The organism is Calditerrivibrio sp., from assembly GCF_049968475.1.
Taxonomy (GTDB): Bacteria; Chrysiogenota; Deferribacteres; order Deferribacterales; family Calditerrivibrionaceae; genus Calditerrivibrio; species Calditerrivibrio nitroreducens_A.
Window position 1 is genome coordinate 43218 of the sequence record NZ_JBMFQS010000001.1, and the last position, 26970, is coordinate 70187.

Genomic DNA, 26970 nt, shown 5'->3' on the forward strand with positions numbered 1-26970 from the left:
ACCTCCTTCTTTTTTTTCAAAGCTAATTTATTATTAATCCATCGGAAATTTTAATAATCTTTTTTGCATAAGATGCTGTGGCAGGATCATGGGTTACAAGAATAATTGTTTTACCCTGATCATTTAATTTTGAAATATAATCCATAATATTTTTTGCCGTTTCGCTGTCAAGCTGTCCGGTTGGCTCATCAGCCAAAATCATTTCAGGGTCATTTATCAATGCCCTTGCTATTGCAACCCTCTGTTGCTGTCCACCAGAAAGCTGATTTGGTTTATTATTTCTCTTTTCATATAAACCAAGCTGGTTTAACAGATCTTTAGCCTTACCTGTGTATTTTGCCAGATCTTTTCCGGAATAGTATATGGGTAACAACACATTTTCCAGAACAGTAGAATATGGTATCAGATAAAAACTTTGAAAGATAAATCCCACAAATTGATTTCTCAGCCTGGACAGTGAATTATCATCCTCTTTTGAAATATCTTTACCATTGAGGAAATAACTGCCATCTGTGGGGGTATCAAGCATCCCTATGATATTCATAAGAGTAGTTTTCCCGGATCCTGATTGCCCCATTAAGGCTATAAACTCACCTTTTTCTATTGAAAGGGTAATACCCTTTAAAACTTTTGTGGTATTACCTCCAACGATGTACTCTTTTTTTATATTCTCAAGCTTTACTAAGGGCATCTCTAACTCTTACTCAACCTTTTCTGACTAACCTGCTTCTTTCCGGAGAAATCAGGTGGTAGGATAAGTTTGACAGCCACCTCATCCCCCTCTTTAAGACCTGATAAAATTTCAGACCTATTTTCCCCACGGATCCCCACTTTTACTAAAACTCGTTCAATTTTATTTTTAGCCCTGTCAACCACCTTATACACGACCTGTTCTCCAGATTCAAACTTAATGGCACCATTTTTGACTGTCAATACGTTTTTCTTTTCAGATACCTTAATTTTAACATGGGTGGTCATCTCCGGACGTAATAATTTCGCATCTTCCAGCGAAATGGGCACGATACCGAGATAGTAAACGATGCTGTCTTTAACGATAGGTTCGTAGTAGATTTTCGATAAAACCCCTTCAAATCTTTTATCTCCGTAGGTGTCCACCGTATACTCCACGCTATCACCTATTTTGACTTTACCAATATCTGTTTCGTCTATGTAGATCCACATCTCAAGCATATTTGGATTAAAAACTGTTATCAGGTTTGCCACCTGCAATCCCGCAACGATAGTCTCCCCTTCATCCGCATTCACCTGTGTCACTATTCCATCAATGGGGGAATATATCTTTGTGTAGCTCAACCTTACCTGAGTTTCTTTTAAACTATTTTTGGCATTATCTAATTTAATGTTAAGACTCTCCAAAGTAAGGTTATGCTCCTTGTTCAACTTCTCAAGGGCTATTTCGGAACTCTTTAAATTGTTGTAAGCCACATCCATATCGGTTTTTGCCCTATCGAGCTGTTCTGTGGTTGAAAAACCTTTGTCAAATAGCATTTTTTCCCTTTCATAACTACTTTTGGCAAATAGGTATTTGGATCTGTTGATCTCAATATCTTTCTGAAGGGAACTTTTTTTAACCGGATAAAGGTCATTCTCCTGCTTTATTTCATTTTGAATGCTCCTGATACTGTCTTGTAGAGAAGCCATCTGGGCAACTATTTCACGATCATCGATATCCGCCACCAACTGCCCTTTTTTAACCGGATCCCCCACCTTTACCTTTAGCATCCTTATGGTACCTGTGGCCCTTGCACCTATACTTATTTGAGCCCCCACCTGTGCCTTTATAATCCCGGTTTCCTGTAGAAAACCGCTTACATTGCCCATTTTTACAATATCGGTATCTATAATCTCCACATCTTTCTTTTTCCCCTTATAAATGTATATGCCAATGCCCACACCAATGAGTAACAATACAATGACAAATATTATAATTTTCTTCATATATTCCCACCTGTAATGTATTCTAAGTTTAGATAGCTCTGAGTGATACTATTGAAAAGATTAATGAGATCGATCTTTGCCGACGTTAATTCATCTTTTGCCTTCAATAGCTCTATAAGGTTTGCTCTACCCAGCTCATACGCCTCGGACGTAAGTGTAAAATTTTGCTCCGCCACTTTCACAAGCTCCTTCAGATATACAAGGTTTTCTTTTGCTGATAAAAGCTTATTATAATACACTGCAATATCTCGTTTTGAATCATTTACAAATTTTCGTTTTTGATCCAGAGTGTTATAGTAGATTAATTTCTGTTTCTCGTAGTCATTTTTATCCTTAAATCCATTGAAAAGATTCCAGCTTAGAGATACCCCAAAAGAACTGGAATTGGTATCAGATTCCATTCCACCTTTCTTTGCATCTTCCCTTGAGATTGCACCGAAAAGGTCAACCGTCGGCATAAAAGAGGATTTGCTTTGTTTTAGCTGAGCTTCGGAGGATTTGATCTTCGATTCATAACCTGCAAGTTCAGGGTTTTTCTCAATGAATTTAGATAAATAGTAATCCCTCTCTTTTAAATCAAGCTCATAAAAATCTGAAGTGAGTTCCGTATTGATATCGTATACCTCTTCGGTGTAGTAGCTTAGAATAGTCAAAGAGTTGAGCAGGTTACTCTTTTGCTCAATTTTTTTGGACTCATACTTTTTTACATCAGTCAAACTTTTCAACACATCTATTGATAGAGCTCTGCCTGCTTCAAACTTGGTTTTGGTGAATTCATAAGTTTTTACAGCACTTTTATAGAGATCGTCGTAAAACAGATAGATCTTCTTGTACATCAAAGCATCATAATAGGCAGATTTTATATTCTTAGCCACAAGGTTTCTGGTGGAATATAATGCTGTCTCCTTTACTTTTAGATTAAACCTCGAAATATCAAGCTTATTCATTGAATAAAATCCAGAAAAGAGATTGTAGGTCAGTCTTAGCTCATTATTGAAAGTCCTCATATTTGGGGAATCATCAGGATTTATATGGCTATAAGATGATGAAAATAACAATTTAGGCATAAAATCCCCTCTGGCACTATCGATATCGAACTTTTGCACATCCACTTCTCTATTCGATATCGCTATGTCAGGAAAATTTTTTAGCCCCTTTTCAACAGCTTCTTCCACCGACAAAGCGAAAGCTATTTTAAAAAACAGGATAAAGATTAAAACTATTACCTTTTTCATATTTCACCACTTACATAAGATTTAAAAAAACAACTATAGTTCATATCATACCTTAAAGCTGTAGTGAGTCTTCTGTCTCAAATATGTAGCTTCAACTTTAAATGTTTTCTCACAGTACTTACAATATTTTTCCATTAGTTCGTAAGAATTATTCTCCTCACTTATGTGGGAAAAAAGTATTTTTTTAAGCCTACTGTCATAGATCTCGTGCAGCGTTTTTATGGCATCTTTATTGGATAGATGCCCTTTTCTGGAGAGTATCCTCTTTTTAAGATGTTGTGGATATTTACCATTTACCAACATCTCCTCTTCGTAATTGGCCTCAAGAAAAAGGATATCCGAACCGGTTATAATTTCCGATATATTTCTGCTTACCTCCCCCGTATCTGTCACAAAAGAGATTAGAAAATTATCAAAATTAAATTTAAATCCAAAAATGTCAGCACTGTCATGACTCAACCTGAATGGATACACCTGCCATCCATTGAAAACGAATAGGTGATCCGGCTCTATAATTTTTATATTATCGGTATCATACCCGAGCTTATAAAGATACTTTGCCGTATCAAAACCACAGAATATATCCCCATCGAAAATCGACTGAAAATATTTTAATCCTTTGATATGATCCACATGCTCATGGCTTAAAAATAGACTAACCTTTTTATTCTGCAGCTTATTCTGGTAGCAGTGTAAATTTTTTTTATTGACACCCACGTCAACAAAAACTGCAGATCTATCATCTGTTATCATATAGCAATTTCCACTGCTTCCGGAGGCCAATACATCGATTTCAAGCATTCTTTTATAATATATCCTATTTAGAAAAAGGTAAAGGGAAAAATCTGATTGACATATTATCTATTTACTTTATATTAGTTTCTGATTGACTCATCAGTCCTAACTATATAATAGCTTTATGAGGAAAAGATGGCGAAGAATTTGTACCCAGATAAGAAAAAACTTTTGATGGAAGCAGCTGTTGAGGTTTTTTCGGAAAAAGGTTTCTGGCAAACAAAAATTTCAGATATCGTTAAAAAAGCCGATTTAGCCCAGGGTACATTCTACAATTACTTCAAAAATAAGGAATCGATCTTTAAAGAGATATTGTTGACGCTACATCAGGAGTTTATGGATGAAATAGAAGAGATGTTTGAACATAATACACACAACGTATGTGATAAATTTGTATCAAAGATGATAGATAGTTTTATATGTAAAAAGAAGATTATCAAGATCTTTCTCTTTGAAGTTTTAAGTCTTGGGGATGAATTTATTGAACTATATTACTATTTTAAAGAAAAGAGTGAATTTTATTCTGGGAAGGCATTGATGATAGATTTTCCGAAGATGGAAGAATCACAGCGACAGAGAAAGGCTTTTATACTATCTGCTTTTTTGAGATCTTTTCTTGAATTGCATATTTTAAAAGAAAATAGAAATTACTACGAAACCAAAAGTCTCATTGAACCATATATAAAAGAGATACTGAGGTGAATATGAAAAAAGCCATTTTTATGCTGCTGTTACCCACGGTCTTATGGGCTGTTGATACATATAACATGTATGATATTTTAAAGATCGGGATGAAGAATAACCTGTTGCTAAAATCTCAGGAACATATCATCAATAGCAAGATATATCTATTGGATTCAGCGAAATCTGATAATTACCCATCTATTGTGGCAGACTACACCTATACACTCATGGATGATAAAAAAGAGCTTTCCATGAAAACAGTAGGTGGTACAATGAAATTCACTCAGGTGGAGCAGAATTATAGCAATTTCAATATAGGAATCCAATACAATCTTTACACAGGTGGTTTGGTTTCAGCGTTGGTTGATATTTCTAAAAAAACAGTTGATATCAATAAGGTTGATTATCAGGAACTATCAAATGAGATAAAATACAATATTAAGAATGCATACATCACAATACTTGAGCTTTACTCCATAAAAGATCTGTACAAAGCAGAGATAGATTCTTTAACTGCCCATGCAAAGGATGTGGAATTGCTATACAATCAGGGTCTTGCGGCAAAAATCGACATCCTTCATACCTCTGTAAAAGTGAGAGATGTGGAGAAGAAGATTTTTGAGATCGATAATAACATAAAAATCGCCAAATATAACCTAAAAATGCTTGTGGGTGAGGATCCAGATGATAATTATGAGATATCCGACCTGAAAGAAGACTTTTTAAACACACAATTGAACGAAAACGATATAATCTCAAACGCTTATAAGAATAGACCTCTAATACAGAAATTAGAGATGGAGCTTTCAAATCTTAAAAAAAGTGTGGAGCTGGAAAAAAGTAGTTACCTGCCAAAAGCTTTCCTCTACGGTGGCTACAATTACAATGACTCCAATGATGCAGTGGATCCAAAAGGTGGTTTTCTAGTTCAGGCTGGATTAAAGTTTAATTTGGAATGGAATAAACCATTTAAAAAGATAGGTGCAAAAAAAGAAGAGATTTTTGCTTTTGAAAATAGGATAAGAGATACAAAATTGAAATTAAAAGTCTCCGTTCAGAAAAGCATAGAAGATTTCTACACCGCCAGGAAAACTTATGAAGTGGCCCAAACCCAATTAAAAGAAGCAGAAGAGTATTACAGGGTTACAGAACTTAAGTACAAAAATGGCTTAGCATCAAACACGGATCTACTGGATGCAGAAGCGATGTTTACTTCGGCAAAAGTATCTTTGAAAAAAGCTTATTACAACGTAATCAGGTCATTTTATAGAATTGAATTAGAGTCCGGTTCGGAGGTAAGAGAATGGGTAAGAAAATAAAAATAGCTATTGTATTGCTAGGTGTAGGTTTCATAATATTTTTGGTAATAGCCACATGGTGGATCAAAATAAGAATGGAGTATGCATCCACGGATGCTTTCTTCATAAAATCTGATACCATATCCAATGTGGGGTTTAAAAGGGTTTCTGGTAAGGTGATAAAGCTAAACTTTAAAGAAGGGGATAGAGTAAAAAAGGGGGATATCCTGGCGGTGATAGATGACAGTGATTACCGTATAAAGGCAGAACAATTAAAGTATGAAATACAATCCCTTGAACAACAGGCTCAATCCCTTGATGATAAAAGATCAAAAACATCATCCGATATCTTAACCTCCACAAAGATGCAAACGGATAAAGTTGCCGCCCTCAAGTATGAATTGGCCTCTTCCCAAAAGTCTATTGAAGAGATAGAGATACTGATTGCTCAATCCCAGAAGGATATGGAGAGGTATAAGGTGCTATACGAAAAGAATGCTATTCCAAAAAAGAGCTATGAAGATATAGCAAACAATCTTGATACACTGAAAAAGAAAAAGGAATCTTTACAGCTAAAAATCGACGCTTTGGGTAAGCAGATCGATATTGCCGAAAATGAAAAGAATTTGATCAAAAATAATAGGTATATTATATCAGAAATTTCAAAAAATAAGAGCTCCATTGCTGAGAAGATTAATAGCCTTAAAAAGCAACTGGATGATCTAAATAACATGATCGAGGATTGCAAACTTTATGCCCCTTTTGATGGGGTGGTGGGTATGAAATATGTGGATGTGGGTACAGTTGTTTCAAGTGGAAATTTTATCTATTCGATTGTGGGGGATAAAAATCTTTATGGCTATGTATTGCTGGAAGAGGGTAAGTTAAAAGGTGTTGATGTGGGTGATAAAGCAACATTCATAGTTGATGCTTACCCAAAAGAACGTTTTGAAGGTGAAGTGGAAGCTATTTATCCAGCTTCTGCAGCCACTTATGCCCTTGTTCCCAGAGATATTTCCGCAGGTGAATTCACAAAGGTTGCCCAGAGGATACCTATTAGAATAAAAATAACTGGTGGTAAATTAGAACTATTAAGAGTGGGTATGGGTGGAGAAATAAAGATAAAAAGATAATATTGGGCATTTTAATATAACTTTGGAGAAAAATAAGTGGTGGACAATTTAGATTACAGCCAGCCATTGTACAAACAGATACCCCTGATTGGTAGACTCTTAATTGTTTTTATCGTCATGACAGGTACGTTTATGGCAATCCTTGATACAACTATTGTGGATGTCGTAGTACCCAAGATGATGGCACCATTGAATACAGATCTCTACGGTATTCAATGGGTTATAACTGCCTACATGATGTCCGCCGCCACCTCCCTTTTGTTGATTGAATCTCTTGACAAAATTTTAGGATTAAAAAAGCTATTCCTCACGGGGATAACCGTCTTTACGATATCAAGCGCTTTGTGTGGTATTGCGGAGGACCTACCCACCATGATCATCTCAAGGGTTATACAGGGCACCGGAGAAGCCTTCATAGTGGCGTCTGCCCAAACCATAATGTTTTCCATCTTCCCTCCTGAAAAAAAAGGGGTTGCTATGGGGATATACGGTATGGGGGTAAGTTTTGCGCCAGCTTTGGGGCCAACCCTTGGTGGATGGTTGACAGAGCATCTCAGCTGGAGAGCAATTTTTTACGTAAACCTCCCTGTTGGAATGATGGTTATTGTTTTAGGGCTATTGCTTCTTCCAAAATTTAAACAGGAAAAAGTAAAATTTAGCTTTAATTTTATAAGTTATACACTGCTTGCCATATTTACCATATCCCTTCTGATAATGCTATCAAAAGGTCAGCAAAAAGGTTGGTGGCAATCGGACTATATCGTCTTACTTTTATTGATTGCCATTGGTGCACTTATCTTATACGTAATTTCAGAGCTTGCATCAAAGCATCCATTAATAGACTTCTCCATATTTAAAGTACCGCAGTACCGATATGCAATGATGATATACTTTTTTACTTTGGGACTTTCCATATACCAGCTTTTCTACCTGATACCGCTATACTACGAAAATTTAAGACAGTTCACCACTCTTCAAACTGGTTTACATATGCTTGCATTTGCTGTATTCATAGGATTGACTTCTCCTGTGGCAGGATTTTTGGCTGATAAAATTGGTGAAAAAAATGTATTATTATTCAACGCCTGTCTTTATATAACCACATCTGTATTCCTCATCCCAAATCTAAATTATTATACCCCTTCTGTTCAGACGATGCTTTTAACCGTTCCTTTGGGTTTTTCTCTCGGTTCTTTTTTTGCCCCTATTACCACTATGGCAATGAGATATCTTGGCCCCAAAACAAGCCTCGGGGTAAGCCTGATGCATTACATAAGATTTATGGGGGGATCTTTTGGTACAGCAATAGCCACCAATACATTGCAGTCAAAATTTAGCTTTCATTTCGATGAGATCTCTGTAATGCAGAATAATCAATTTCTTCATCATTATGTAGAGCAATTGAAACCATATTTATCCAAAATTTTCCCCGGTTCTATAGCAGAAATGAAAGCTGGAGCTCCTTATAGCCAAAGCCCAGTCTACAATGGCATTAAGTCATGCTTTTCAGGACGTTTTCAGACATGCAGGGTACTACGGAATATTGGGTCTTTCCTTTTTATTTTTTATCTTTTGGCACGATAAGAAAACAAGTAAAAAAACTATTTAAACAGATCAGGGGGCCTACTTCATATTTCTACCACCAGATCTTGACCATACCGGTATGCCATGGATATCTCTTAATATTAAAAGATCTTTTCCATTTTTTATCTCAGCAGCGATCATTGATTGTACACCATTTATCATCACAGGACTGCCTTTAACCTCCAGCTTGTCCCCTAACTCAATAACAAAGTCAAGTCTTTCGATATACCATACTGGCCCCAATATTACCCGAATAATCCCTTTATCTGTTTTTAGATCCAGATACACGCCATTGGACATCATTTTATGTGGTGAGGTGGTATCTATCTTCTCTACTACACCATAGATAGTTTCTATCTTATTGGGATCAAACATTCTATTAAATGGGCTGTTCATTCCCCAACCACCACTACCTTTAAAACCTTGCCATTGGGCGAATAATTCACCTGAAAAAAGGGTAAAGAGTATCGTAATTATTAGTAATTTATATCTTCCCTTCATATTTTGCCTCCAGAAAGTATTTTATATCTTTTTATCAAAAAATATGCCGATTAGCAAGTGTATATCCGGCAATCAGTTATAAATTAAGAATCCTAAATGTGTGAAAATAATGCACATATTGGTAAATAAAGGTTATCTTCTTTCATTGAAATCCAAAACTATGACAAAAGGGTCTATCTTATCCACAAAGATAGCAAAGCCGTGAAGTGTCATAATCTTTTTGCAAATTGCAAGTCCAAGTCCAGAGCCTTTGGAGGAAGTAGTGTAAAAAGGTGTAAATAGCTTTTCTTTATCAATTTCCTTGTTATCATTCTGATTTATTATTTTAATCATTTTGTCATTTAGCTTTATTTCTATTTTACTGGACTGTTTTGAATACCTGATGGCATTGATAAAAAGATTGAGTAAGACTTGCAGTATCTTATCCTGATCTGCCGAGATTTCAAAATCTTCTCCTGTTATTTCAAATGTAAGATTTTTCTTTTCAGCGTCATACTTTACAAGATCCACACATCTATCTATCAGTTTTTTTATAGAAAAATTTGATCTTTTAATATCAATTGGTCTACCAAATTGATTGAAGTCATCCACGATCAGTTTCAACCTATCCAATTCATCTAACAACCTGTCCATGTAATCTTTGAGCTCCTCATCTTTTATATTGTCGTAAACATAATTTGAAAAACCCTGTATGGAGCTGAGAGGATTTTTTATTTCATGGGCTAAGATATTTGCAAAGTTTGCTATCTCTTCCATCTGCTTTGATCTTGTAAGCTCCATCGACATTATTTCGTACCGTTTTATCATGATTCGAATAAAGATTAAAAGTAGGATTACAAAGATAATAGAAATAAATATGATAAAGATATCTTTTTGTGCAGAGCTTACGAAATGATTGAATTCAGATTTGGATAACACTACTGTTGCATAGTAAAGGGGGGCAAAGTTGGATGATAATTTATTTTTTAGTTTTGGATCGATCATATCCTCAGGGTTTAACAATCTGTTGATCACTATTTCTTTATCGGTCTCGTAAAAACTTTTTTTTGAATCTATTTTTATATCTATGTTTTTTATATTAGTTGACTTGTATATTACTTCATCTTCGGTGAAGATTATGATCCCTAAGATATTTTCATTCTTTGCCAATTCTTCCGCAAGCTGAACCACGCTGATGCTTCTTATACTTCCAAAATATTTTGGCGCCCCTTCAAGGACTTTAAGACTGAGCTCCCCCTGTGCCACCAGGCTTTTTTTATGGGTTTTCACATTAACATTGTACTTTTTTATCTCATAATACCCCAATATTAAAAGCAAAATTACCGAAATTACGATTAGTATATTGACAGAGGTTATAAGCTTTTTCATATGACTATTTTATTTGAAAAAATTGAATAGGCAAGGAAAATATAAAACTACTTTGCTATATATAAAAAAATTAAATTTATTCTAAATAAAGTATTAGCCATCCAGCAGATTTTACCCCCGTGTGCACTTCAGAGTTTATGACCTTCGCATCAATGGAGGAAGAGTTTGCCAAAGCTAATTGCAAATTAGTGGGGCTGTCAGTGGATGGCTTATACAGTCATATTGCCTGACTGAGGAATATCAAAGAAAAGATTGAATATAAAGGGATGAAAAATGTTGAGGTTTTTATAGATCCAAATGGAATAATAAGAACAATTCTGTACTATCCATTGAGCTGTGGGAGAAATTTTGATGAATTATACAGAACTCTAATAGCTCTTCAAACTGCAGACGCTTATGGAGTTGCCACACCAGCTGACTGGAGACCTGGTGATGATGTAATCTTTCCACCAGCGGGTTCATGTGGAACTGCCAAAGAGAGAATGGAAGGTAAAGATAATCTTACATGTTATTATTGGTATTTTTGCACAAAGAAACTTTCCAAAGAGGAAATACTTGAAAAAATCATTAAAAAGTAATAAAAAGGGGTAGCTATGCTACCCCTTTTTATTAATGATTATGCTGAAATCTTCTGCCACCCTGATGGTGTTCAGGATGATAGTGATGATGATCATGGTCATGGTGGTGTCCGTGAGCTGCACAAGAATCATTGATGTCAAATTTTTCTAATTGATTCTCTCTTGCCTTTTGTACTAATTCTTTTACCGTAAGCTGATCTGGGCAATAATAAACATTTATCCCCATATTTTTAAATTTTAATAATGCATTGTGCCCCATATCACCACAAATTACAGCATCTACACCCAACCTTTTCAATATTGTGGTGGAGTGACAGCTTCCATGTGACCCGTGACTATTTTTAGAATGGATAACCTGCAGAGATTCTGTGGTATCGTCATAGATTCCGTAATATGGTGCACTACCAAAATGCCCATAAACTCGAGAATTTATCCCTTCATCTTTTGCTAATGGTATTGCATATTTCATATACTTACCTCCTTGTTTTTTAGCATATGCTAAATATATTATGAAAAAATTTTTTGTCAAGGGGTTTTTCTAAATCTTATAACAAGACTAAAAAATATTTAGATTATTTTAATTAAGAAATTATTAAAGATAAGCTATTTATCTTTTTTACAATTAGGACAAATTGTTTGACTCTCTTCCCAAGATGGATTTGACCATTTAAACCCACACCTTTTACACAGAAAATCACCTCTTACATAATTAACCATTCCCCCTTCAATTTTAATAGCTTTACCATTTATTATGGCATCGGCAATCTTTTTTCTTGCTGAAGAAACGATGTTGCCAAAAGTTTGCCTGGATACTCCCATGGCGGCAGCGGCATCTTCCTGATATAAACCTAAATAATCGGCAAGGCGAATAGCTTCCATCTCGTCAAGCGTCATCACGACTAATTCAGTATCCTGTAGCTGCACACCCACAGGTTTAAAAAAATTAGCCTTTGGTTCACAACTCACCATCCTACGTTTGATTGGCCTTGGCATACATCTCCCATTATTCTCTATGTTATTATTGATTTACGTTTTGTTTCATATCAAATTTATTAGTTTATCACGGGCGATGAGGGACTCGAACCCCCGCGCCAGGTTCCGGAGACCTGTGCTCTATCCACCTGAGCTAATCGCCCTTACCCAGTAAATATACCACATAATGATATATTTTCAATCAGAAAAGATAGAAAATATTTTTTCTTGATTTACTTTTGAAAAAATTTTATAATTTGCTATGCGAGGATTATTTTTTCTTATTCTACTTTTAACATACTCTGTGTCATTTTCACAAACTGTGAAAGTAGGGGTCTGGAATAATCCACCATTGTCCATCATTTCTGATAATAATGTTACAGGTTTTATACCTGACATATTTGAAAAAATATCAAAAGACCAGGATATAGATTTCGTATATGTAAAAGGTGGATGGGAAGAACTCTATACAAAACTGAAAAATGGTGAAATCGATATCTTCATGCCCATAGGGTATTCGGAGAAAAGACTTAATGAGATCGATTTTTCCAAGTATCCACTTTTTACAAATTGGGGACAGATCATTTGCAAAAAGGACAAATATCTAAACAGTATATCAGAGCTGAATGGTAAAAGAATCGCAATACAGAAAAATGATTTATATTTTACTGGTGATTTTGGCTTGCGACATCTTTTGGAAGAATTTAAAATCAATAGCAACATTATCTTTTTAGACAATTACATCGAAGTATTCCATAAAATCTTAAACGATGAGGCTGATTGCGCATTGGTAGCTAAATCTTTTATACTATCTAATAAAGATAACGATATAAAACCCACCAGCATAATTGTTCAACCTTTGGAAGTACATTTCGGCTACAGCAAAAAACTGGATAATCATACTAAGTCCCAGATTGATGAAGGGATAAAGAAACTTATTGATGACAAAGACTCTTATTACTATCATTTATTGAATTATTTAAATGAAACGGGTTATAATTACAGTATTTCAACTTTTTATATTCAAAAGTTTTTCCTACCTATAATTGCTTTTATTGCAATTTTGGTTTTTGTGCTTCTCTTATTTAATGTTTTATTAAGAAAAAAGGTGGTGCAAAAAACATATGAGCTACATAACACAATAGAGAAATTAAAGAATTCTGAATCGAAACTAAAGGCTATACTGAATTCTATGCCAAACATTATTTTTGTGATAAACAAAGATTTTCGATATGTGGATGTGATTACAAACAGAGATGACCTTCTCCTATCTCCAAAAGATCAAATAATTGGAAAATCGATATACGATTTTTTTACCGGAGATAAACTACTGCTCTTTGAAAATCATATAAAAGATGTAATAGAGCATATGCATAGATCCAACATTCTCTACGATATTGATATAAATGGCAACACAAGGTATTTCGAGTCGTTTGGGGTACCTATGGTTTTAGGCAATGAAGTGTTCGGATTATTTCAGATTGTTGAAAGGACAGATCTGGTAATGGCCAATGATGCTTACCGTAGGGCTATGATGGAACTCAGCGTAGAGAAAGATAAGCTCAATAGAATCCTGAATTCAGTAAGTGAGATGGTTATCTTTGCAGATCCAGACGGTCAGATCACTTTTACAAATAGATCCACAGTTGAATTTTTTGGTAAGAGTTTAATAGGGGGCAGATTATCTGAATTGATCTTTGAAGATATAGAAGGTAATAGAATCGACTTCCCAGTTTGCAAAGATTCCAAAAATATATCTCATTGCCGACTAAATAATAATTATCTGGTTTTAAATGATAAAAAATATGAGATTGAGGGGGAAATTCAACCCATATACGACAGTGCCTCCAGGATCAATGGCATACTGATCGTTTTAAGAGATGTAACCAATGAGAAACGCCGTGAAAGGGAATTGATTAAAGCTGATAAGCTTGAAACCATTGGAAGAATTGCGGCAGGAATAGCCCACGATTTCAACAACTATCTTGGTGCAATCCAGAATTATGTATCATTCCTCCAATTAAACGATGATAATAAAACCATAGCCGAAAGTATCATATCAATAATAAAAAAGAGCCAGAATCTTACCAAACAGCTTCTTACCTTTTCAAAGGGGGGTACACCTGTATTTAAAATTGCAGATGTGGGTAAGCTTGTTAAAGAGGTGGCAACATTTTCCCTTAGGGGTAGCAATATCAAAGAGGAGTTTGATATACCAGATTCTTGTTTTTGTGCTAAAATAGATGAAGGTTTTTTAAGTCAGGTGGTATCAAATTTAGTGATTAACGCCAGAGATGCTATGGGTAATAATGGAAAGATTAAGATAAGTATCTCAAAAGTATATCTCCACAAAGACAACGAATTTCATCTTGAAGAAGGTGAATATATAAAGGTGTCGATCAAAGATTCTGGACCTGGAGTCCCTCAATCTTTACAGAATAAGATATTCGATCCATTTTTCACTACAAAATCGAATGGTACAGGATTGGGGCTTACCACGAGCTATGCAATCATCAAAAACCATAAAGGGGAATTATCCTTTTTGAATCATGAGGATGGGTGTGAGTTTTTCTTTTTTATCCCTTCCAGTGATGATTCTGAATGCGATAAGAAATCAGAAGGTCAGGATAGTAAACCTAAGTTAGATGGAAAAATTAAAGTTTTATACATGGATGATGAGAATATACTAAGAGATTCTTTTGGGCTTCTTATGGAGGCTATCGGTGCTGTAGTGGTAAGTGTGCAAAATGGGGAAGAAGCTCTGAAAGCTGTCCAGAAGGAGAGGTTTGACATTATTGTACTAGATCTTACTATAAAAACTGGTATGAGTGGAAAAGATACGATAAAAAAACTCAAAGAGATGAAGGTCGATAGTTTCTTCGTGGTGTCCAGCGGTTACTCAGATGATCCTGTAATACATAACTTTAAAGAGTACGGTTTTGATGGGTATCTGCCAAAACCATTTAGTCTTAAAGAGGTAAAAGAGATGTTAGAAAACTATAAAATGAGACATTCTTGATCTCTTTAAATGCTATTGAAAAAAACTGAATTGGGGGGTAGAATAATACAAAAAAATTAGAGGATGGTTATAAATGTCCAACATCAGAGGATTTAGAATCCAGCATGATAGCCTAACTGAAAAGCAAAAAATATTTATAGATGATCTTTCAAAGAGGTTTGCCGAAAAAACAAACAAATCAAAAAATTATGTAAGTGGCAATCGATACCATCTTTGCGACTGGATAAACTCCCTTGGATTTAAGCTTTCCTTAAAAGAGATGCTATATCCCATCATCTCCCATTCCTCTGAAGGTGCATATTTTACAGATATAGATGGAAATAGATATATCGACATAGCAATGGGTTACGGTGTATGTTTTCACGGTCATAAACCAAAATTTGTGTATAATGCCATAAAAGAGAGGCTTGAAAGGGGCTTTGAACTTGGCCCCCAAACGGTGGAAGCGGGAGAAGCAGCAAACCTAATACATCATTTGACAGGTGTAGATAGAGTAACCTTCTGCGGAACTGGATCCGAAGCTGTTATGTTTGCCCTCAGGATAGCAAGAGGCTTCACAAATAGGAAAAAGATCGTAATCTTTGCCAATTCATTCCATGGTACTTTTGACGGGGTGTTAGGAAAAACGACGGAAGAGATTACGATTCCCGTATCACCCGGCACCACCGAAGGGATGGTGGAGGATTTGGTGGTATTGGAATATGGTTCGGACACTGCTCTTGATTACATCAGAAAAAATGCCGACACCCTTGCTGCTGTGATGGCTGAGCCGGTGCAGACCAGAAACCCTTCCCTGAGGCCGGTGGAGTTTTTAAAAGAGATCAGAAAACTTGCCGATGAAAAGGGGTTTTTACTTATATTTGATGAAACGGTGACCGGTTTTAGGGTACATTATGGTGGTATACAGAAACTTTTTGATATCAAAGCAGATATAGTCATTTACGGAAAAGCTCTTGGGGGAGGAATGCCCATAGCTGCAGTGTGTGGAAGGGATGATGTAATGAAGATTGTGGATGGCGGATACTACAGCTTTGGGGATGAAACATATCCGGATCCATACGTAATCTTTTTTGCCGGGACATACTACAAGCATCCACTCTCTATAGTGGCGACGCTTGCCTCCCTAAAAGAGATAATGAAAAATGGAAACAACCTACAGGAATATACAAATAATCTTACATCGATCCTGGTGGAAAAGCTGAATAATCTTTTTAAACAGAAAAGTGTCCCGATAGTGGTACATTCATTTTCATCATTTTTCAGATTCATCACGATAGACCCTTACCCTTTTGTGAAGGATCCAATTGAGCTTGAGATACTATTTTTGTTAATGATTTTAAAAGGTGTCTACGTATGGGAGCGGCGGATATGCTACCTTTCCACCCAGCATACCATCCAGGATGTGGAAAATATCGTTAAAATAGTGGATGAATCGATTGATGAGATGAGAAGTGGAGGTTTTAGCTTTACATTTTAAAAGTAGGAGGTAAAGATGTCATTTTTGGTGGAATTTGCAATGTTCCCCACTGACAAAGGGGAAAGTGTAAGCAATTACGTAAGCAGAATAATTAAAATGATCGATGGCCTCGGAATACCTTACAAACTCACACCAATGGGTACGGTGTTTGAGGCAAATAGTATGGAAGAAGCTTTGGAAATTATAAACATTGCTTACAAACAGCTTGAACCAGATTGCAATAGGATATATACCGTCATAAAGATGGATATCAGAAAAGGTGCCAAAAATAGGATGGAGGGGAAGATAAAATCTGTGGAAGAAAAATTAAATAAAAAGATTAGATCATAGTTTTATCTAAACCATGTGGGATTTAAAGACTATTTTGTTGCTTTTAATATACATCTTTTAAAATTGTTTTATCTAAACCATATAAGATTTAAAGGAAACAGGAAATCGGCAAAAGAGAACCGGTACACGGAAACCGGCAAACGTACGTAGAACGTTGAAACGTCGAACATCGAACTATTAGTTTTTAATGTTTATCAATTCGAATCTTCCCTATTTCATATAATATTGACCAGATTTTTGCACAGTACTTTGATCGTTTTTTGTCTATAATGGAGTTTTTCAAGTTGTCAATATAGCTGTCATAAACTTCTTTAACTCTTCCTTTTTTACTATAATTCTAAACTTATAGTCTGCATTTGGGGTTTTTATTATTGAGTAGTTAATACCTGCTTCCTTCATAAGGTCAATTAAATCCAGCTCCACCCTTGCCCTGATTACGACCTCGTCATTATTGCAATAACCATCCTGTAATGCTGTAGTATCCATTTTTAGTAAATAGCAACATATTACCACCATTATAAGAAGTTATTTGTAGTTAATTAATATTAAATAGTTATACAGCTTCATCTATCTTTTTTTTACCATCTGGATCGACCTGCTTTATTTTAAAAAAGGCTGGATCTGCATAAAATTCATCTTTCCCAGTAAACTCTTGTGAAAATATTTCCATCAGACCATTTTATTGATAGATCCCCTTTATAAGCCTGGAAAAGGGTTTTGCCTAATCTGTAGGCCAATTTGTCGTTTGTGGTATAAACGATAATCATATCATCTTTTTCTTCAATTTTGCCTATTCTTGGTAGGGCGGTTTTAGTGCGTTGTTTTTGCTCTTCATTCTTTAGCAGATTCATTATTTCATCTCTGTGTTTTTTGGCGAATTCACCTTTTATATAAAGTATGCCTTCGAAATATTCTTCTTTTATTTTCTTACATGCGGGGCATAGGATTGGATTTTTCATCTCTTCTGGTCTGGCATTTAATTTCCAATGTTTGTCCACATATGTAATTTTACACTGGGTACAGTAGGAATAGTTTAGGAACTCTGATCTATATGGGTCATCGTGGAAGTCGAAGAACTTGATATAAGGAAGAGACTTAAACTTTTGTAGTTTCATATGCTACCTCCTTGCATCTATATTTTGTAAATAAATCTACCTACTATAAATTATACGTAATGAGAATCTAAATTCAAGTATATTTTTTAAAATTAGACCAGTCATGAGGTCTGTAAATTTTTGTTGATTTCAATTATTTGTTGGCATATAAACTATTTTAGATGTAATAAAAATTAAGGAATATTTACTATGTTTTCTAAGGTTTTGACATTTCACTTGGTGGGTATTGATGCCGTTTTGGTGGATGTTGAAGTGGATATACGTGAAATGGGGCTTCCATCGTTTACCGTTGTGGGACTGGCGGAAGGGGCTGTAAAGGAGAGCAAAGAAAGGGTAAAATCTGCCCTTAAAAATCTTAATTTTAATTTCTTTTCAAAACCTATTACGTTGAATCTTGCACCAGCAGATATCAAAAAAGATGGTTCACATTTCGATTTACCCATTGCCATTGGACTTATTGCTGCAGCAGGTTTTATTACAAAGGATCTTTCGAATACTGTCTTTGTGGGGGAGTTATCGCTGGATGGGGATTTAAGAGGGGTAAACGGTGTATTACCTATGACACTAAGCGCTTTAAATTCTGGTATAAAAAATATTATTGTCCCTTACGATAACGGGCAGGAAGCTGCAATAGTTGACGGTATCAATGTTTATGGTTTTAAGAATATTTCTGAAGTGGTGGGTTTTTTAGTTGGAGATATTGATGGGGAGAGGTTTAAGATTGAAAAGAGTCAGAATGAAGATGACAGGTTGCTTTACGATGTTGATTTTATGGATGTAAAGGGGCAGTTTCTTGCCAGAAGAGCTGCTGAGATTGCCGCATCCGGAATGCACAATATGCTCATGATAGGTTCCCCTGGTAGTGGAAAAACGATGATAGCCAAAAGGATTCCTACAATTCTTCCTCCTATGAGCCTTGAAGAATCGATAGAGACTACCAAGATACATTCTGTTGCGGGTATACTTAAAAACAAAGGTAGGTTGGTGAGAGAAAGATATTTTTCCTCAATTCATCACACCACCAGCGACATTGCCCTGATAGGTGGAACAAGGGATGCCAGACCTGGTGCCATCTCAATTACCCATAATGGTGTGCTGTTTCTGGATGAATTTCTTGAATTTAAAAGAACCGTTCTTGAGGTTTTAAGGCAACCAATGGAAGATGGTGTCATTACGGTATCAAGGGCTAATAGAACTGTCACTTATCCAGCTAAGTTTATGCTTGTGGCGGCTTGTAATCCATGTCCCTGTGGCTTTTATGGCGACCCTGTGAAACAATGTGTCTGTTCTGAAATGCAGGTAAAAAGATATAGAAGTAGGCTTTCAGGGCCTTTGATGGATAGAATAGATATACATGTCCATGTGGCATCCTTAAATTTTGATGAGCTTTCGAGCATCCCAAACGGTGAAAGTTCCGAGACAATTAGAAAACGTGTGGAGAAGGTTCATCTTATTCAAAGAGAGAGATTTAAAAAAGATAAGATATATTTTAATTCCCAGATGTCTGAAAAACATATAAAAAAGTATTGCCAGCTCAATCAGGATTCTATATCTTTACTTGAGAAGGTTAATAAAAAATACCACTTCTCCGCCAGAAGTTATTCAAAGATTCTTAAAGTTGCAAGAACAATTGCAGATATGGATGATGCAGATGGGATAGAGACCAAACATATAATGGAAGCTGTAAAATTTAGAATTACAGATCAGTGGACAAATGAACTATAGGGGTGTTTGATGAATAATATATATTTTATAGGTTTTATGGGTACCGGTAAGACCACAATTTCCAGACTTATTGCAGAACGTCTGAATATGAAATGGGTGGATCTGGACGATATGATACAGCAAAAGGAAAAAAAGACCATCGTGGAGATCTTTAGGGAAAATGGGGAAGAATATTTCAGAAATCTTGAAAAAGAGGTTCTAACGGATTTGGCGGTAGAAAGGGGGTATGTGGTGTCCACAGGTGGTGGTATTGTTATCATTGATGAGAATGTTAAAATTATGAAAGAAAGTGGCTTAATTATTACTCTTGTGGCATCTCCGGATGTTATATATGAAAGGTTGAAAGATGATCAGAGTAGACCACTGCTTCAGGTACCAAATCCTTTGGAAGAGATCAAAAGATTAATGTATGAGAGGGCGCCTTTTTATATTAAAGGAGATATGATCATAGATACGTCATTTGACGAGCCGGATATGATTGTGGAGGAGATTTTAAAAGAGATTGAAAAGAGGAAAAATGGAAAAGGTACATGTTAATCTGAATTATTCAAAATATTTTAGCTATGATATACTAATAGACCATAATTTTGTTGATAATGAACTTAGGGGGATTGCAAATTATAATAGGGCCCATCTAGTCGTTGATAAAAATGTCTGTGAACTTTACAATTCTTTTTTTGTTGGCGATATTTTTATACTAAATTCATCAGAACACAATAAAAATTTAAATACAGTTTATGAGATACTCAATTTTATGAAAAATAGAAAAGCCCTCAGAAATGATACACTTTTTGCGGTTGGGGGTGGTATTGTTGGAGATGTTGCGGGTTTTGCGGCATCGATATATATGAGGGGGATAAACTTTATTCAGGTGCCCACCACTTTATTGTCTATGGTTGATAGCAGTGTTGGTGGGAAGACGGGAGTAAATCTGGGGGACGTGAAGAATCTTGTGGGATCTTTTTATCAGCCCAAAAAGGTGCTGATTGATACATTATTTCTTACTACACTGCCTGAAGATGAATTTAAAAGTGGTCTGGCGGAAGTTATCAAATATGCGTTACTCTTTGATAAAGATTTGTATGAATTTTTAATAAGTAATAAAACAGATGTGGTCAAACGTAGGGAAGATGTTATAATCAAGATTATTAAACGTTGTTGTGAGCTTAAAGCAAAGGTCGTAGAAGAGGATGAAACGGAGCAGGGGATCAGGAAACTTTTGAATCTTGGGCATACGTTTGGGCATGCCATAGAGGTTGATTCTGATCATGAGATAAAACATGGTATTGCCGTTGCAAAAGGGATCTATTTAGAGGCTTTATTTGCCTATGAAAAAGGGATGATAGGTAAAAATGTGTTAGATGATATTGAAAAGATTTTTGAAATATACGATTACGATTTAAATTATCAGGTAAGGGATTTTACACTTTTTATCAATGCTATTGGATCTGATAAAAAGGCTATGTCGAGTGGCATTGTGCTTGCATTGACATCTGATGTGGGAAGTGGTATAATTAAAAGTGGGATTGATTTAGATAGTATAAAAAAATTTTTTGAAGGTGCCAGATGGATGAGGCCTCAATAAAAAGATATCTTAAAGATGTGGAGTATTTTTCAAAAAAATTAGAAGAGGATCCTACTTCAAGAGTTTTTATGCCTCTTGCTTTTGCCTATTTGAGATTGGGAAAATATGATAAGGTGATAGAAGTATGTAGCAAAGGGTTGGATAATCATCCGGATTACCATGCTGCAAAGGTTGTGCTGGCAAATGCTTTTTTAGAAAAAGGGATGCTTGATGAGGCAAAGCATCTTCTTTATGATGTTGTGGAAAAAGTACCTGAAAACTATAGAGCAAATAAGATGTTGGGGGATATATTAAGGGAATCTGGTGATATAATTGGCGCCACAGTTTACTACAGGAATGCCCTTGTGGCTGCTCCAGAGGATTTTGAACTGAAGGTGTTGATTGAAGAATTGACGGAGTCTCTTGGTGGTAAAGCGTTCCCGAGGGATGATGAGCTAAAATCGATGGATGAGACGATAGGAAAAGTTGAAACGGCTCCTATAGATGAAGATATGTCAGAGCTCAAATCTGAAATCGGTAAGATGGGGCAATTGATTTCTGATGAAGAGGAATCAAGATCAAACGTGGTGGAGATCCCTGACAGCATTGTTTCAGCAACTGAATTGATGGAAGAAGCTCAAAAATCCAGTTCTGAAAATGTTGAACTTCAGTTTGATACCCTCGATTTAGGCAATCTTGAACAGATAGAAGGGGTCAGTGATGCATCCAAATTAAAAGATGAACCCATCAAAATAGATGAAGATCTGATTGAAAAATTTGATTTTGGTGGCGAAAAGAGCGATTTTGATGTGGAAAAACATGTTGGTCTTGAAAGCTTTGATAGTCTGGCGGAATCTCTCCCTATTAATATTGAAGAGCAAAAGAAAGGTGATGAGTTATCCATAGATAAAAAAGATGATAAATCGAAAATTCTGGATGAGCCTGGTAATCTAACCAATGATATTAATTTAGATTTATTGGATTTGAATGTGGGTGGTACTGCCACCGTAGAATCAAGAATAGATGACCCCCTTGAAAATTTATTTGAAACTTCAGAACCTTCCATTTCTGAGGATGAAAAACAGCTTGAAATTATGGAGGGTGCCTTTAATCTTGAATTAGACAAAAAGACTGATGAAGTAGGTAAGGTTTCTGGGGATGAAGAATTGAGGACTGATTCAAAGGTTGTGGAAGAGCTTGAAAGATGGTTGAATAATATCAAAAAGATCAAAGAGGAGCGCAGTGTTTAATAAAACGCTTGAAACTATTTTAAAAGCTGTAAAAGGGGTAAGAATGGTGGCCATCTTTGACGGGGATGGTTTTGTGGTGTATAATGTGGGGGATGAGAATATAGCAGATGAGGTAGGGGCTGAGTTTTCATCGTTACTAAAATATTTAAAAAAGATTTCAGCAAATCTTGATATAAACAGTATCAATTCTTTTATTTTTGAAGGGGAAAACAGAAAGATGCTTTTTAAAAAGATCACTGAGGAATACTATGTAGTGGTTTCAATGGACGTTGATGCTATCATTGGGAAGCTAAGGTATGTACTCGATTTGATGAATGAACAACTTATAAAGGAGCTCTTGTGATGAATGTTTTGGTGATCAATGGGGCAAATCTAAATATGCTTGGTAGAAGGGAGCCTGAAATATACGGTAAAGAAACACTTGATGATATAAATTCATATTTAAAAGATTACGCAGAGAATAAAGGGTTGAAATTAGATTTTTTTCAATCCAACCTGGAGGGTGAGATAATAAATAGAATTCATGAAGCTTATGGAAAGTATTCATATATTATAATAAATCCTGGAGCATTCACTCATACCAGTATAGCAATAAGGGATGCTATTTTATCCGTAGGGATCCCTTTTATAGAGGTGCATTTGTCCAATGTATATGCCAGGGAGCCTTTCAGAAAGTTCTCCTATCTTTCGGATGTGGCAAAAGGGGTGATTACAGGTTTTGGGAGAGACTCCTACCTTATGGCAATCGATTATTTATCCCGTAATATCAAATAATCTGTCAGAGAATGAATAATGAAAGATTTACGTAGAGTAGAAAAATTTAGACAGAAGATAGAATCTTCAGGTAAGATCCCATATCTTATATCGGATATGGGGGATGTGCTATACCTCAGTGGGTTTACCGGAAGTATTGGATATATTTTAATAACAGAAGGGGAGAATATCTTTATCACAGATGGTAGATATGAAGAGCAATGCAAAATTGAGTTGAAGGGTAGTTGGAGGGTTGAAATCGTAAGCTCTTATAAAGAATATTTTGAAAAACTAAGAGAGCTTTTTCACAAGCTGTATGTGACGGATAAATTGCCACTGAATCTCTATTTAGATTTGAGTAAAAATGTTGATCTGGTAGTTGACGATTTTTCTGAAATAATGCAGATGAGAATGATAAAAGATGACGAAGAGATACAGATGATAAAGAATGCCTATCAGATTGCTGCGGATGCAATGATGAATAGTTTATCCGGTTTTGTATTCGGGAAGACCGAAAGGGAATGGGCTGCAATTTTAGAATATAATATGAAGCTATCCGGTGCTGATAAGGAAAGTTTTGATACGATTGTGGCATCTGGATATAGGGGGGCTATGCCACATGGTAGGGCATCGGATAAGGTAATCAATATCTTTGAACCGGTTATTATAGATTATGGATCAAAAGCCAACTACGTCAGTGATATTACCAGGATGGTATACATGGGTAATGACAGCGAGGTGTTGGATAATTTAAAAATTATTTCTGAAACTGTTGATTATTGTATAGATCTTATCATGCCAGGGGAGATCTGTTCTGAAATATATCAGAAAAGTAAGAGATATCTCGAGAAATATAATCTTGATGAATATTTTAATCATGGTCTTGGACATTCAATTGGTATAGATGTACATGAGAAACCTTCTCTGAGTAAATATGATGATACAATCATAAAGGAAGGGATGATATTTACGGTGGAGCCAGGGATCTATTTTCCGGGTAAGTATGGTATCCGGATGGAGGAGACAGTTTTGGTTAAGAAAAATGGTTGTGAAATTATTAGTTCTGTGCTAAAAGATAGGCTGCTTAAACTATGATAATGCTTATAAAATAAGTAAATATGTGATAAAAATGAAAAAAGAGGTGAAAGATGGTAGTTACTCCAAACCAATTTAGAAGAGGCACAAAAATAGAGGTAGATGGTGAACCATATACAGTGGTGGAATATCTACATATAAAAATGGGTCGTGGTGGAGCAAACGTAAGGACAAAGATGAAAAGTCTTATAACCGGAAGGGTAATCGAAAGAACATTTACTTCCGATGAGAAGATTAAGCAGCCTGATTTTGAAGAGAAACAGATGCAGTATCTTTATAATGATGGCGAAAATTACTATTTTATGGATAATGAGACCTACGAGCAGATTACCATGACCAGTGAAGAGGTGGGGGAAGCTGCCCTTTTTATGCCGGAGAATATCAATGTTAAGGTTCAGATATTCAACAAAAAGCCGATAGGCGTGGAGATTCCAAATTTTGTTGAATTAGAGGTTGTAGAAACCGTGCCTGGCATAAAAGGTGATACTGTGAGCGGTGGTTCTAAGCCTGCAAAAGTTTCCACTGGTGGTACCGTTACAGTGCCACTTTTTGTAAATGAAGGGGATATAATAAAGATCGATACAAGGGATGGTTCATACATAGAAAGAGTGAGTAAATAATCCAAATTTCTAACTGAATTTAAAAAAAATTATATATAGCACTTTTTGATTAAAACTGGGGAAGGGTAAAAAAAATATAGGGGTGTGTTTATGGATATCAAAGAGTTAAAAGAACTTGTAAAGTTTATCGAGAAGTCAGGATTTACAGAGTTTGAGTATGAGACGGATAATGTAAGGGTTTACCTCTCAAAGAATGTGCAGGTGGGACAGATAATTGCTCCTCAGGTACAGTCTCAGATGGTTACCACTGCTAATCAACCTGTGACAACAGGGAATGCTACAGAAAATGTTGTGGAGAAAAAGTCAGAGGAATTATCGGGTAACCCAAACCTTGTGGAGATAAAATCACCGATTGTAGGAACCTTTTATGAGGCACCAGCTCCAGGAGCAGACCCATTTGTAAAAGAGGGTGATATCGTAAAAAAAGGGAAAACCCTCTGTATCATCGAAGCTATGAAGATCATGAATGAGATAGAAGCGGAGTTTGATTGTAAGATAGTAAAAAAAGTGGGGAAAAATGGTGTCCCTGTGGAATTTGGCGAAACGATATTCTTAGTAGAAAAAGTATAGGTGTTTTATGTTTAGAAGAGTATTGATAGCCAATAGAGGGGAGATAGCTTTAAGAATCATAAGGGCATGTAGAGAGCTTGGGATTGAGACGGTGGCTGTATATTCTGAAGCGGACAGGGAATCCCTCCATGTGGCATTTGCAGATTCTTCAGTTTGTATCGGTGGAGCCTCACCAACCCAAAGCTATTTAAATATCAAAAATATTATAGCTGCTGCGGAAATATCGGATGCAGATGCTATTCATCCTGGATATGGATTCCTGGCTGAAAATGCCACTTTTGCCAAAATTTGTGAGGAGTGTGGGTTTACATTCATCGGTCCATCTCCGGAACATATAGATCTTATGGGGAATAAATCGAATGCAAAGGAGACGATGAAGAAGCTTGGTGTTCCGGTGGTGCCTGGTAGTGATGGCCCAATTAAGGACGCAAAAGAAGCTTTGAACTTTGCAAAAAAGATCGGTTTTCCGGTGATGATAAAGGCCTCTGCTGGTGGTGGTGGTAAGGGGATGAGGATGGCTCATAACGACATCACATTCCTTAAAAACTTTGAAACTGCCAAGATGGAAGCAAAAAATGCATTTGGCAACGATGAGGTTTACATAGAAAAACTGATCGAAGATCCAAGACATATTGAGATACAGGTATTTGGTGATGGGAAGGGTAAAGGGTTACATTTCTTTGAAAGGGAATGTTCCATTCAAAGGAGGCATCAAAAGCTATTAGAGGAGGCTCCAAGTATTGCTATTGACGATGCCACAAGAAAAAAAATGGGGGAAGTTTCCGCAAATGCAATAGCCCAGCTTAAGTATAAGAATGCTGGTACTATTGAGTATCTTCTGGACAAACATGGTAATTTCTATTTTATGGAGATGAACACCAGAATCCAGGTGGAGCACCCTATAACTGAGATGATAACGGGGATCGATTTAGTAAAGCTACAATTGATAGTCGCAGCAAAAGGGGAGATCCCTTTTAATCAGGAAGATATTAAGCTAAACGGACATGCAATTGAGTTTAGAATAAATGCAGAGGATCCTGAAAAGTTTACACCTTCACCAGGGCTTATAAAAGCTTACTACATCCCCGGTGGTTTTGGGGTAAGGGTGGACTCTGCTGCATACCAGGACTATTACATTCCTCCATTTTATGATTCAATGGTGGCAAAGCTTATCGTTCATGGAAGAGATAGATCTGAAGCAATAGAAAGGGGTAAAAGGTGTCTCAAAGAATTTGTGGTGGAAGGGGTGAAGACCACCATCCCTTTACATGAAAAGATCCTTGAAAATCACCACTTCATTGCGGGGAATATTGCCACGGATTTTTTAGATAAGCACTTTAAATGA

General features: G+C 36.0%; 27 protein-coding genes, 1 tRNA gene and 1 pseudogene. 18 read left to right on the top strand and 11 right to left on the bottom strand.

The features are described 5' to 3' along the window. Nucleotides 1–22: 22 nt before the first annotated feature. The 4 genes from ACP5Q2_RS00235 to ACP5Q2_RS00250 are packed head-to-tail and all read right to left on the bottom strand — an operon-like array spanning nt 23 to nt 3995. Nucleotides 23–691 carry an ABC transporter ATP-binding protein gene (locus tag ACP5Q2_RS00235; protein WP_424604565.1) on the bottom strand — a complete coding sequence of 223 codons (669 nt, stop codon included), beginning with the start codon at nt 689–691 and terminating at the stop codon, nt 23–25. 2 nt (nt 692–693) lie between these two features. Then, the gene (locus ACP5Q2_RS00240; protein ID WP_428096063.1) at nt 694–1959 is read right to left on the bottom strand and encodes an efflux RND transporter periplasmic adaptor subunit; all 1266 of its coding nucleotides are present in this window, start codon (nt 1957–1959) and stop codon (nt 694–696) included. After that, the gene (locus tag ACP5Q2_RS00245; protein WP_428096065.1) at nt 1956–3194 is read right to left on the bottom strand and encodes a TolC family protein; all 1239 of its coding nucleotides are present in this window, start codon (nt 3192–3194) and stop codon (nt 1956–1958) included. The genes ACP5Q2_RS00240 and ACP5Q2_RS00245 overlap by 4 nt, the downstream gene beginning before the upstream one ends. Before the next feature lie 45 nt (nt 3195–3239). Continuing rightward, entirely contained in the window at nt 3240–3995 is a 756-nt protein-coding gene (locus tag ACP5Q2_RS00250) for an MBL fold metallo-hydrolase (protein ID WP_428096067.1), read from the bottom strand. Nucleotides 3996–4124: 129 nt separating this feature from the next. On the opposite strand from ACP5Q2_RS00250, the gene ACP5Q2_RS00255 reads away from it, so the two are divergent. Genes ACP5Q2_RS00255 through ACP5Q2_RS00270 form a run of 4 tightly spaced genes read left to right on the top strand, consistent with a single transcriptional unit; the run spans nt 4125 to nt 8688 of the window. Next, nucleotides 4125–4691, top strand: a complete 567-nt coding sequence (locus ACP5Q2_RS00255; RefSeq protein ID WP_428096069.1) for a TetR/AcrR family transcriptional regulator — start codon at nt 4125–4127, stop codon at nt 4689–4691. 2 nt (nt 4692–4693) lie between these two features. Beyond that, nucleotides 4694–5992 (top strand): TolC family protein, encoded by a 1299-nt coding sequence (locus ACP5Q2_RS00260; protein ID WP_428096071.1) that lies wholly within the window; start codon nt 4694–4696, stop codon nt 5990–5992. Then, nucleotides 5977–7104, top strand: a complete 1128-nt coding sequence (locus tag ACP5Q2_RS00265) for an HlyD family secretion protein (protein ID WP_424604571.1) — start codon at nt 5977–5979, stop codon at nt 7102–7104. The genes ACP5Q2_RS00260 and ACP5Q2_RS00265 overlap by 16 nt, the downstream gene beginning before the upstream one ends. Before the next feature lie 36 nt (nt 7105–7140). After that, a complete protein-coding gene (locus ACP5Q2_RS00270) occupies nt 7141–8688 on the top strand; it encodes a DHA2 family efflux MFS transporter permease subunit (RefSeq protein ID WP_428096073.1) in 1548 nt (515 codons plus the stop codon). 39 nt (nt 8689–8727) lie between these two features. Here ACP5Q2_RS00270 and ACP5Q2_RS00275 read toward each other — a convergent pair whose 3' ends face one another. Together ACP5Q2_RS00275 and ACP5Q2_RS00280 are read right to left on the bottom strand one after the other, a co-directional pair. Then, nucleotides 8728–9189: a hypothetical protein gene (locus ACP5Q2_RS00275; RefSeq protein ID WP_424604573.1), complete on the bottom strand. Its 462-nt coding sequence runs from the start codon at nt 9187–9189 to the stop codon at nt 8728–8730. A 132-nt stretch (nt 9190–9321) separates the two neighbouring features. Next, nucleotides 9322–10557: an ATP-binding protein gene (locus tag ACP5Q2_RS00280; RefSeq protein ID WP_424604574.1), complete on the bottom strand. Its 1236-nt coding sequence runs from the start codon at nt 10555–10557 to the stop codon at nt 9322–9324. 95 nt (nt 10558–10652) lie between these two features. On the opposite strand from ACP5Q2_RS00280, the pseudogene ACP5Q2_RS00285 reads away from it, so the two are divergent. Then, nucleotides 10653–11135 (top strand): annotated as a pseudogene (locus ACP5Q2_RS00285) (redoxin domain-containing protein); the annotation flags it as partial. Nucleotides 11136–11166: 31 nt separating this feature from the next. Here ACP5Q2_RS00285 and ACP5Q2_RS00290 read toward each other — a convergent pair. The 3 genes from ACP5Q2_RS00290 to ACP5Q2_RS00300 form a co-directional block, all read right to left on the bottom strand. Further along, a complete protein-coding gene (locus ACP5Q2_RS00290; RefSeq protein WP_428096075.1) occupies nt 11167–11604 on the bottom strand; it encodes a NifB/NifX family molybdenum-iron cluster-binding protein in 438 nt (145 codons plus the stop codon). A gap of 134 nt (nt 11605–11738) precedes the next feature. Continuing rightward, nucleotides 11739–12128 (bottom strand): DUF134 domain-containing protein, encoded by a 390-nt coding sequence (locus ACP5Q2_RS00295; protein ID WP_428096077.1) that lies wholly within the window; start codon nt 12126–12128, stop codon nt 11739–11741. 70 nt (nt 12129–12198) lie between these two features. After that, nucleotides 12199–12271 (bottom strand) — tRNA-Arg (locus ACP5Q2_RS00300). A gap of 98 nt (nt 12272–12369) precedes the next feature. Between ACP5Q2_RS00300 and ACP5Q2_RS00305 the strand changes: the two genes are divergently transcribed. From ACP5Q2_RS00305 to ACP5Q2_RS00315, 3 genes are all read left to right on the top strand, one after another. Then, on the top strand, nt 12370–15126 hold the full coding sequence (locus tag ACP5Q2_RS00305; RefSeq protein ID WP_428096079.1) for an ATP-binding protein: 2757 nt from the start codon (nt 12370–12372) through the stop codon (nt 15124–15126). Nucleotides 15127–15199: 73 nt separating this feature from the next. Next, on the top strand, nt 15200–16603 hold the full coding sequence (locus tag ACP5Q2_RS00310) for an aspartate aminotransferase family protein (protein WP_424604578.1): 1404 nt from the start codon (nt 15200–15202) through the stop codon (nt 16601–16603). 15 nt (nt 16604–16618) lie between these two features. Next, nucleotides 16619–16933, top strand: coding sequence for an MTH1187 family thiamine-binding protein (locus ACP5Q2_RS00315; protein ID WP_424604579.1), 315 nt, complete (start codon nt 16619–16621; stop codon nt 16931–16933). 279 nt (nt 16934–17212) lie between these two features. Here ACP5Q2_RS00315 and ACP5Q2_RS00320 read toward each other — a convergent pair whose 3' ends face one another. Both ACP5Q2_RS00320 and ACP5Q2_RS00325 read right to left on the bottom strand, forming a co-directional pair. Next, entirely contained in the window at nt 17213–17419 is a 207-nt protein-coding gene (locus ACP5Q2_RS00320) for a hypothetical protein (protein ID WP_428096081.1), read from the bottom strand. A 146-nt stretch (nt 17420–17565) separates the two neighbouring features. After that, nucleotides 17566–18048, bottom strand: a complete 483-nt coding sequence (locus ACP5Q2_RS00325; RefSeq protein ID WP_424604580.1) for a BCAM0308 family protein — start codon at nt 18046–18048, stop codon at nt 17566–17568. Nucleotides 18049–18237: 189 nt separating this feature from the next. Between ACP5Q2_RS00325 and ACP5Q2_RS00330 the strand changes: the two genes are divergently transcribed. The 10 genes from ACP5Q2_RS00330 to accC all read left to right on the top strand — a co-directional run bounded on the left by ACP5Q2_RS00330 (nt 18238) and on the right by accC (nt 26970). Continuing rightward, nucleotides 18238–19773: a YifB family Mg chelatase-like AAA ATPase gene (locus ACP5Q2_RS00330; RefSeq protein WP_428096083.1), complete on the top strand. Its 1536-nt coding sequence runs from the start codon at nt 18238–18240 to the stop codon at nt 19771–19773. 9 nt (nt 19774–19782) lie between these two features. Further along, entirely contained in the window at nt 19783–20310 is a 528-nt protein-coding gene (locus ACP5Q2_RS00335) for a shikimate kinase (protein WP_428096085.1), read from the top strand. Next, nucleotides 20291–21358: a 3-dehydroquinate synthase gene (gene aroB / locus ACP5Q2_RS00340; RefSeq protein WP_428096087.1), complete on the top strand. Its 1068-nt coding sequence runs from the start codon at nt 20291–20293 to the stop codon at nt 21356–21358. Before ACP5Q2_RS00335 ends, aroB begins: the two co-directional genes overlap by 20 nt. Beyond that, nucleotides 21340–22587, top strand: a complete 1248-nt coding sequence (locus ACP5Q2_RS00345) for a tetratricopeptide repeat protein (protein ID WP_428096089.1) — start codon at nt 21340–21342, stop codon at nt 22585–22587. Before aroB ends, ACP5Q2_RS00345 begins: the two co-directional genes overlap by 19 nt. Then, complete coding sequence (locus ACP5Q2_RS00350; protein WP_424604585.1) at nt 22580–22930, top strand: roadblock/LC7 domain-containing protein; 351 nt, start codon at nt 22580–22582, stop codon at nt 22928–22930. Before ACP5Q2_RS00345 ends, ACP5Q2_RS00350 begins: the two co-directional genes overlap by 8 nt. Then, nucleotides 22927–23361 carry a type II 3-dehydroquinate dehydratase gene (gene aroQ, locus ACP5Q2_RS00355; protein WP_424604586.1) on the top strand — a complete coding sequence of 145 codons (435 nt, stop codon included), beginning with the start codon at nt 22927–22929 and terminating at the stop codon, nt 23359–23361. Before ACP5Q2_RS00350 ends, aroQ begins: the two co-directional genes overlap by 4 nt. Nucleotides 23362–23379: 18 nt before the next feature. Beyond that, entirely contained in the window at nt 23380–24435 is a 1056-nt protein-coding gene (locus ACP5Q2_RS00360; protein WP_428096092.1) for a M24 family metallopeptidase, read from the top strand. Between the two features lie 53 nt (nt 24436–24488). Continuing rightward, nucleotides 24489–25055, top strand: a complete 567-nt coding sequence (efp, locus tag ACP5Q2_RS00365) for an elongation factor P (protein ID WP_424604588.1) — start codon at nt 24489–24491, stop codon at nt 25053–25055. A gap of 90 nt (nt 25056–25145) precedes the next feature. Further along, entirely contained in the window at nt 25146–25625 is a 480-nt protein-coding gene (accB, locus tag ACP5Q2_RS00370) for an acetyl-CoA carboxylase biotin carboxyl carrier protein (RefSeq protein WP_428096094.1), read from the top strand. 7 nt (nt 25626–25632) lie between these two features. After that, entirely contained in the window at nt 25633–26970 is a 1338-nt protein-coding gene (accC, locus tag ACP5Q2_RS00375; RefSeq protein WP_424604590.1) for an acetyl-CoA carboxylase biotin carboxylase subunit, read from the top strand.